We start from the raw sequence: 8,342 nt of genomic DNA on the forward strand, positions 1-8,342 counted from the left end.
GCGGCATCGCCACCGTGGAAAAAGGCATCGCCCTGGCGGATGACGAGCACGCCCAGCATGGCGATGACCAGAACCATGGCGGCCCAGAAGAACCGCAATTGGCGCGTCAGCGATGGGGCGGATGCGGGTGTCGCCGGGGGCGGCATCAACGTGGCATCGACGGGCGCAGCATTCTCGAAATGCTCGGACGAAAGCGCAGAAGCTTGGCCGGCATCGGCGGACAGCCGGATTGCATTCAGCTCGTAAGAAGGCACATAGCCACCGCGCGGAATTGCGATGCGCACCGGCTCGGCAATGCCCTCGTTGGCGAAATAATGGTCCAGAAGCTCACGCAGCCGCCCCGCCTGGACCCTGACGACCGCGTCGGTCGACGCGTCGAAATCGCCGTCCTTGCCGAAGACATCCATGGCGATGGAAACGCCCTTCAGCCTGTCGCCTTCGCCGGCCTGCTCACGCTCGACGAGATAGCGCAACAGCCGGCGGGCACGTTCGGAGCGTCCGAACGTTTCGCTGGCAAGCAGTCGCTCCAATGTCTCGCGCACTGCGGGGGCGGCAGGCGTGGCAGGCTCCAAGTGTCGAACCTTTCGAAGTCGGCACAGGTTAGTAGGTGATCATATAGCGCTCGCGCCGGCGCACAAGAATACATCTGTTATGCGATCGCGTAAGCCACCGCAAATTTCCCTGCCGGTTAATGAATGGCAGGGAAATCGCGCATGTTTTTAAAGCGCAGCGCGTCCCAGCGAACGCGCTGCGCGAAGATCGAGGGTCAGCCGGCCTTGCGGCCGAGGATGCGGTTGGCGGCGGAAACCACGGCTTCCAGCGAAGCGGCGACGATGTTGGTGTTTATGCCGGCGCCGAACAGCTTGCCGCCCGGATACTCCATCTCGACATAGGAGATGGCCGAAGCATTCGAGCCGCGCTGCAAGGAGTGTTCGGAATAGTCGAGCACCGACATTTCCACGCCGACATGGCGCGAAAGCGCATCGACGAAACCGTCGATCGGGCCGGTGCCGGTGCCGGTGATGGTCACTTCCTTGCCATTGTCGAGGATTTCAGCTTCCACCATGCGCCTGCCCTTGACCCCGGTGTCGGGATAGGTGCGATGGTCGAGGAACTTCAGCCGCGCGCCGGGCTGCTCGACATAGGTCTCAATGAAGCGATCGTGGATGCGCTTGACAGGCACTTCCTTGCCTTCGGCGTCGGTGATCGCCTGGATGTCCTGGCTGAACTCGATCTGCAAATTGCGCGGCAGGTTGAGGCCGTAATCGGCCTGCAGCACATAAGCGATGCCGCCCTTGCCGGACTGCGAGTTGATGCGGATGATCGCCTCATAGGTGCGTCCGACATCGGCCGGGTCGATCGGCAGATAGGGCACTTCCCAGAGCGGCGTGTTGGCCTTGCGCAGCGCCTTGATGCCCTTGTTGATGGCGTCCTGGTGCGAGCCTGAGAACGCGGTGTAGACGAGTTCGCCGACATAGGGGTGGCGCTCCGGGATCTTCAGCTGGTTCGAATATTCGTAGACGTCCTTCATCCGGTTTATGTCGGAGCAGTCCAGCTCGGGATCGACCCCTTGCGTATACATGTTGAGCGCCAGCGTCACGATGTCGACATTGCCGGTGCGCTCGCCATTGCCGAACAGCGTGCCTTCGACGCGATCGGCCCCAGCCATCAGGCCGAGCTCTGTGGTGGCGATGCCGGTGCCGCGATCATTGTGCGGATGCAACGAGATGATCAGATTGTCGCGATTGTCGAGATTGCGGCACATCCATTCGATGCGGTCGGCATAGACGTTGGGCGTCGACATCTCGACCGTCGAGGGCAGATTGATGATCAGCTTGTTGTCGGCAGTGGGCTTCACGATCTCGGTGACGGCGTTGCAGATCTCCAGCGCGACCTCGAGCTCGGTGCCGGTAAAACTCTCCGGCGAATATTCGAAACGGTAGCCGCCGCCGGCCTTGGCCGCCATGTCGGTGATCATCTTGGCGGCGTCGGTGGCGATCCGCTTGATGCCGGCGACGTCTTTCTCGAAGACGACACGGCGCTGCAGCTCGCTGGTCGAGTTGTAGAAATGCACGATCGGGCGATGCGCGTCCTTGAGCGCATCGAAGGTCCGCGTGATCAGCTCGGGCCGGCACTGCACCAGCACCTGCAGCGACACGTCGTTCGGCACGCCGCCTTCCTCGATGCACCAGCGGGCGAAATCGAAGTCGGTCTGCGAGGCCGACGGAAAGCCGATCTCGATCTCCTTGAATCCCATGTCGATGAGCAGCGCGAACATGCGCGCCTTGCGCTCATGGCCCATCGGGTCGATCAGCGCCTGGTTGCCGTCGCGCAGGTCGACCGAGCACCAGATCGGCGCCTTCTCGATGACCTTGGACGGCCAGGTGCGATCGGCGAGGTCGACCGTCGGGTAGGGTTGATATTTGCGGTGGGCATCCGGCATATGGCCGGCCACGGAACTGTCCGTTTCGGCCCCGCCGACTGGGATTGCTTCTCTTCTGTTCATCGTCGTTTCTCCCGGCGGCTCGTCTGATCGCTCTCAGGCGGATTGGTGCCGAGCGGCGCCTTTACCAAAGTTTCGTTCGCTTGATGTGACTTTGCCAAATTCTGGCCAAGGAGCATGCGCCTCGGGCGGCGGTTTCCGACCGCCGGGCGCTCCTTCAGCGAACCCGGCGATCGCCGATAAGGCCGAGAAGAAGCAGGGTCGAAGCAAGCGCGCGCACGGTCTCGCCGGCGAAGCCGGGGCGAGGAGAAGCGACGGAGCGGGTGCGCGTGGTCATGCCGGCTCTCTTACAGGAGCCGCCGTTGGGAGGCAAGTGCCGGTCTGGCCGGGCACAAAGCGCGCCGCGTCGAAACGGATTCAAGCGACGCGCTTTAAGTCCTTGGGTTTTATGCATGTCGTTTTCCCAAAATCGTTGCACACTTTTGGGTGACATGCATCGGCGCGGGCTCTTCCCCGCACCAGGCAAATGCGCCACATTTGCCTCGGAGGACCTGATCTCAGGGGGAGGCCGTGCATGAATTTCGTGTTCTTCTCGCCGCATTTTCCGGTCAACGGCGCCGATTTCTGCGACCGGTTGAAGAAAGCCGGCGCCACCGTGCTCGGGATAGGCGACGCGCCCTATGAGACGCTGAGCGGCAAGTTGAAAGCGGCGCTTTCGGAATATTACCGCGTCGCCGACATGGAGAATTACGATGCCGTGTTCCGGGCGATGGGGCATTTCATCCACAAATGGGGCCGTATCGACCGCTTCGAGTCGCTCAACGAGCACTGGCTGGAGCTCGAAGCCAACATTCGCACCGACTTCAACATCTTCGGCACCAAGCTCGATTTCGTGAAGAATTTGAAGCGCAAGAGCCGCATGCGCGCCTTTTTCCGCAAAAGCGGCGTCGAAACCATTCCGCAACGCAAATGCTCGGATCGAACTGGGGCCATGACCTTCATCCGCCGGGTCGGCTATCCGGTGGTGGTCAAGCCGGATTCAGGCTCCGGCGCCTCGAACACGTTCAAGATCTCCAATGCCAGGGAGCTCGACCAGTTCTTCAGGGACAAGCCGGAGGGTGTGACCTTCGTCATGGAGCAGTTCATCGAGGGGCTGGTGGTGACCTTCGACGGCCTGGTCAACCGCGACGGCGAGGTCGTGCTGGCGGCCAGCCACCGTTACGACCAGAGCATCATGGACGCGGTCAACCGCGACCGCCACATGAGCTATACCTGCTTTCCCGAGATCAGCCCGGAGGTCGAGGAGGCGGGCCGCAAGATCCTGAAAGCGTTCGACGTGCGCGAGCGCTTCTTCCACATCGAGCTGTTCGAAACCAGGGACAATCGCGTCATCGCACTCGAGGTCAACATGCGCCCGCCGGGCGCCTGGATGACCGACGCTATCAACTACACCTTCGACATCGACGTCTATGCCGCATGGGCGGACATGGTGGTCAAGGATGCCGCTGGCGGCCCTTACAAGGGCAAGTATTTCACCGCTTATGCCAGCCGCAAGCGTCACATCGACTATTTGCACAGCCATGAGGACGTGCTAGCCGCCCATGGCGACAAGATCGTGCATCATCAGGCCATCGAAGAGGTTTTCAGCCGCGCCATGGGCAACTACGCCTACCAGATGCGTTCCAAGGACCAGAAGGCTTTGCGCCAGGCGGTCGACTATATCCACGCGGAAAAGGCGTGAGGCGATGGACGTTTCCTATCACAAGGCTCACGCCCGCAATCTCGGCCGCGACATGGAATACAAGCGCTACGGCCATGCCGGGCGGCCGGTGGTGGTGTTCCCGACCTCGCAGGGACGCTTCTTCCAGTTCGAGGATTCGGGCGGCGTCGGCGCGCTCGCCGAGTTCATCGACACCGGCCGCATCCAGCTGTTCACGCTCGACGGCATCGATTCGGAATCCTTCTTCGACAAGCATGGCGATCCCGCCAGCCGCATAGCCCGCCACGAGGCCTATTTCCGCTATGTGCGCGAGGAGGCGCTGCCGGAGCTGCAGGCGGTTGCCGCCAAGGCCAATGGCGGACGAATCCTGAAGCCGCTGTTCTGCGGCTGCTCGATGGGCGGCTATCACTCGTCGAATTTCGTCTTCCGCTTTCCGGAACTGGCCAGCGGCGTGATTTCGCTGTCGGGCGTCTATTCGACGCGCGACTTCTTCGGCCGGGCGCTGGAGGGCAGCATCTTCTACAACTCGCCGCTCGACTATCTGCCGGGCATCGTCGACCAGCGGCTGCTCGGGCGCCTGAGGGCGCTCAGGCTGATCTTCTGCTGCGGGCAGGGCGCCTGGGAAGAGCGCATGCTTGTCGAAACGCGCGAACTGGAGCAGGTGCTGCGCGACAAATCCATTCCGGCCTGGGTCGACTATTGGGGTGGCGACGTCAGCCACGACTGGCCGTGGTGGCACAAGCAGCTCGTCTATTTCTTCGGCCGCTGGCTGGACGAGGACCTGATGCATAGGCTCGATTGATTGACCACGCCCGACCCGATCCGACGTTTTGTCGAAGCCACCAATGCGGGCGACACCGAGGCCTTTCTGGAGACCTTCACGGCGGATGCCCTGCTCACCGACTGGGGCCGCCCCTTCCGCGGCCGTGGGGAAATCGCGCGCTGGAACCAGTCGGACAATATCGGCGTGCAATCCCGCCTCGATATCGTCCGCATCGCGCAATCGGACGGCGCCTACCATGTGCGCATCAAGGTGACCGGCGACGGCTTCAATGGTGAAGGCGACATGACCTTCACGCTGGACGGCGACCGGATCGCGAGCCTGATCATCAGCTAGATCGTTTCACTGTTTCACCGAAACGGCGAACCGTTCTATCTCTCTGTTTTGACGCAATTCCGCACGGAAGACCGCTACGCACTTTTCCTGGAAGTCGACCGCTCGATTGCGCTCCCGCGCTCTCAAATATGAGTATACGAGTCAAGTATTTTTTATGCCTGCGCCGAACCAGAGGACGTCACGTCGCGGCAGCAGCAGGGTTGCAGCTGCACCTTCCCCGTGGCGATCAGGCCGGCGCCCCACCGCAGAAAGCCGGAAGGGCGCCGGGCTTTGGCCGACGTCTAGCCTTCCTGGCAGGCTGGGAGGGGCGCGACGTCTTGTTCCGGCGCCGATCCGCGACGCAGGCCGAGGAAGACGACGATGGCGGTGAGGACGGTGATTGTCGCCAGCGCGACGAGCAGCCGATCGAAGGCCGTCTCGTAGGCCTGGATGAGAACAGTGGCGTCGGCCATAGGCAGATGTCGTGCCGTTTCACCGATATTGCCCGTTGCCAGAAGCTGCCCTGCCGCGGCCGCTTTTGCGGGTGACGCCAACCCTTGAGTGCCGAGCTGCGCGGTGGTGAAGCCCGACAGGGTCGCCATGACGATCGCCAGCGCCACGCCCTCGCAAGCGACGCGGGTGGTGTTGAAGATGCCGACCGCCATGCCGGCGCGCTCCTTCGGCACGACGCTGACGGCAAGCCCGTCCATCAGGCCCCAAGGCAAGGCGATGCCGATGCCGATCAGGACCAGCGGGGCCACCGGCGCGCTGTCCGCCGCGGGAACACGACTGAGCCAGACAAGGCCGGCAGCCGCGACAAGCAGGCCAACACCGCAGATCGTGGCTGGAGCGATCCAGCGTGCCACCTGGCCGGCAAGCAACGGCAATACCAGCAGCGGCCCAGAAAGGCAGATCATCAATTGCCCCGCCTTGATCTCGCTCATCCCCTCGATGCCGATGAAGCGGATCGGCAAGAGCACGAGCAGAACGACAAAGGCATAGGCAGGCGCGGCTGCCAGGAACTGGACGCCGACGAAACGTGGGAAGCGAAACAGCGTCAGGTCCAGCATCGGCCGGCGCACGCGCCGCTCGACAATGACGAAAGCGACAAAGCAGACGGCGGCCATGCCAAGCAGCGCAATGACGAGGGGGTCGGTCCAGCCGTTCTGCGGCGCCTGCAGCACACCATAGGTCAGCGTGGCAAGCGCGATGGTGAAGGTGCCGGCTCCCGCCCAGTCTAGCCCGGTTGCATCCGGGTCGCGCGATTCGGTGACGGCGCGCAGGCCGAGGGTCGCGGCGGCAACCGCGAGCGCTGCCACCAGAAAGAAGATCGCGCGCCAGCCGAATGCGTCGATGAGCAAGCCGGAGGCAACAGGGCCGAAGGCGAGGCCGATGCCGAAGCTGGTACCGAGGAAGCTGAAGGCGCGCAGCCGCAATTGGCCGTCGAATTCCTGGGCAAGCGCAGAAGCGCCACCGGCGAAGGCGGCAGCACCGCCTATGCCTTGCAAGGCCCTGAAAATGTCGAACCAGACGATGTCAGGCGCAAGCGTGGAGCCCAGCGCGGCAAGGACATAGGTGGCGAGGCCAGCGAGGAAGATCCGCCTGCGGCCATGGTTGTCGGCCAGTGCTCCGGCCGCCATCAGGCTGGCGCCGAAGGTCAGCATGAAGGCATTCGTCACCCAATTGAGCTCGATCGGACTGCCGCCGAGATCGGCGGCAATGCGCGAGAGCGCCACGGCCGGACCGGTGAAACTCAACGGCATCGTCATGGCGGCAAGACAAACCGACAGCAGCACAAGCCATCTGCCGGCGGGGCCGGTTATGGTCATCGAAGTCATGGATTTTCCTATCTGAGGCGAGGTTTGCCGGCATGCCGCGGATTGGCGGCGCCGATCGCAAAGACAAGATAGGGCGGCGACATTTCCGGCAAAATAGTATTAAATCTCCAGTCATACCGGAATGAAGCGCTCGAATGGATTCCTGCGATGGATCGTCTCAACGGCCTTCTCGCTTTCGCCCGCACCGCCGAGCACGGCAGTTTTGTCGCCGCCGGGCGGGCGCTGGGAATCTCGGCATCCGCTGTCGGCAAGAGCGTCGCCCGACTCGAGCAGGAGCTCGGGGTGCGTCTGCTGCAACGCAGCACACGGCGCATAGGTCTGACCGAGGAGGGCAAGCTGTTCAACGAACGTGTGCGCCGCATCCTCGACGATATCGGCGATGCCGAGGCGATGCTGTCGCGGACGCGCGAAACGCCACATGGGCGGCTACGCGTTTCGACCCCGATCGTCACCTATCATCTGCTTTTGCCGGTGCTTTCGGAATTCACGGCACGATACCCTGAGATCGAGCTCGATATCGATTTCAACGATCGCATCGTCGACGTCATCGAAGAGGGTATCGATGTCGCGATCCGAAGCGGCGAGCTGCCCGATTCACGATTGGTGTCGAGGCCGGTTGCGCCCTTTCGCATGATCTTATGCGCGGCCGCTTCCTACCTTGACCGCCATGGCACGCCCGGCACGCCAGCGGATCTCGCGCAGCATTTCGGCATACACTTCCGCTTTCTCAACAGCGGCAGGTTGCTCAACTGGCCGTTCATTACCGGAAGCGCGGCACCGCAGATTCGCTCGATGCTGACCTGCAACAACATGGAAGCATTGAAGGGCGCAACGATTGCCGGCTTGGGCATCGCCTGCATGCCCGATTTCCTGGTGCGGGAGGCGCTGCATGACGGAAAGCTGCGCACCGTGCTTGACGACCATGTCGACGGCCGCGGCCAGTTCCGCATGCTATGGCCGTCCAATCGCCACCTCTCGCCGAAGGTTCGCGTCTTCGTCGATTTCCTCCCCGAGCGGCTTGCCGCCGGACGATAGGTTTCGCCGCAGGCCGGACGAAAAGCTGCGACGATGGTCAGTAGGTCGCGCGCCCGCCGGAAAGATCGAAAGTGGCGCCGGTGGTGAAGGAATTCTCGTCCGAGAGCATGAAGGCGACCATGGCCGCCGCCTCCTCCACTTCGACGAAACGGCCGCGCGGCACCTTGCTGAGCATGTAGGTCACCTGGGCTTCGGTGAGCTGATCAAGAA

At 62.8% G+C, this 8,342-nt stretch carries 7 protein-coding genes and 1 pseudogene; 4 read left to right on the plus strand and 4 right to left on the minus strand.

The window, feature by feature from the left end:
• Both EOA38_RS11535 and leuA read right to left on the minus strand, forming a co-directional pair.
• Window positions 1-572, minus strand: a pseudogene (locus tag EOA38_RS11535) (hypothetical protein); the annotation flags it as partial.
• Window positions 573-766: 194 nt separating this feature from the next.
• Window positions 767-2,506 carry a 2-isopropylmalate synthase gene (gene leuA, locus EOA38_RS11540; protein ID WP_126092304.1) on the minus strand — a complete coding sequence of 580 codons (1,740 nt, stop codon included), beginning with the start codon at window positions 2,504-2,506 and terminating at the stop codon, window positions 767-769.
• A gap of 511 nt (window positions 2,507-3,017) precedes the next feature.
• Here leuA and EOA38_RS11550 point away from each other — a divergent pair.
• Genes EOA38_RS11550 through EOA38_RS11560 form a run of 3 tightly spaced genes read left to right on the plus strand, consistent with a single transcriptional unit; the run spans window position 3,018 to window position 5,280 of the window.
• On the plus strand, window positions 3,018-4,184 hold the full coding sequence (locus tag EOA38_RS11550) for an ATP-grasp domain-containing protein (protein WP_126092305.1): 1,167 nt from the start codon (window positions 3,018-3,020) through the stop codon (window positions 4,182-4,184).
• Between the two features lie 4 nt (window positions 4,185-4,188).
• Window positions 4,189-4,965, plus strand: coding sequence for an alpha/beta hydrolase-fold protein (locus tag EOA38_RS11555; RefSeq protein ID WP_126092306.1), 777 nt, complete (start codon window positions 4,189-4,191; stop codon window positions 4,963-4,965).
• On the plus strand, window positions 4,966-5,280 hold the full coding sequence (locus tag EOA38_RS11560) for a nuclear transport factor 2 family protein (RefSeq protein ID WP_127299254.1): 315 nt from the start codon (window positions 4,966-4,968) through the stop codon (window positions 5,278-5,280).
• Between the two features lie 281 nt (window positions 5,281-5,561).
• Here EOA38_RS11560 and EOA38_RS11565 read toward each other — a convergent pair whose 3' ends face one another.
• Window positions 5,562-7,097 (minus strand): MFS transporter, encoded by a 1,536-nt coding sequence (locus EOA38_RS11565; protein ID WP_127299255.1) that lies wholly within the window; start codon window positions 7,095-7,097, stop codon window positions 5,562-5,564.
• 147 nt (window positions 7,098-7,244) lie between these two features.
• Here EOA38_RS11565 and EOA38_RS11570 point away from each other — a divergent pair, with 147 nt between their 5' ends.
• Entirely contained in the window at window positions 7,245-8,132 is an 888-nt protein-coding gene (locus tag EOA38_RS11570; protein WP_127299256.1) for a LysR family transcriptional regulator, read from the plus strand.
• 37 nt (window positions 8,133-8,169) lie between these two features.
• Here the strand turns inward: EOA38_RS11570 and EOA38_RS40305 are convergent.
• Window positions 8,170-8,342 (minus strand): SDR family oxidoreductase (locus EOA38_RS40305; RefSeq protein WP_245480815.1); only part of this gene is annotated, 173 nt, incomplete at its 5' end.

This window comes from Mesorhizobium sp. M1E.F.Ca.ET.041.01.1.1 (genome assembly GCF_003997355.1).
In the GTDB taxonomy this organism is placed as follows: domain Bacteria; phylum Pseudomonadota; class Alphaproteobacteria; order Rhizobiales; family Rhizobiaceae; genus Mesorhizobium.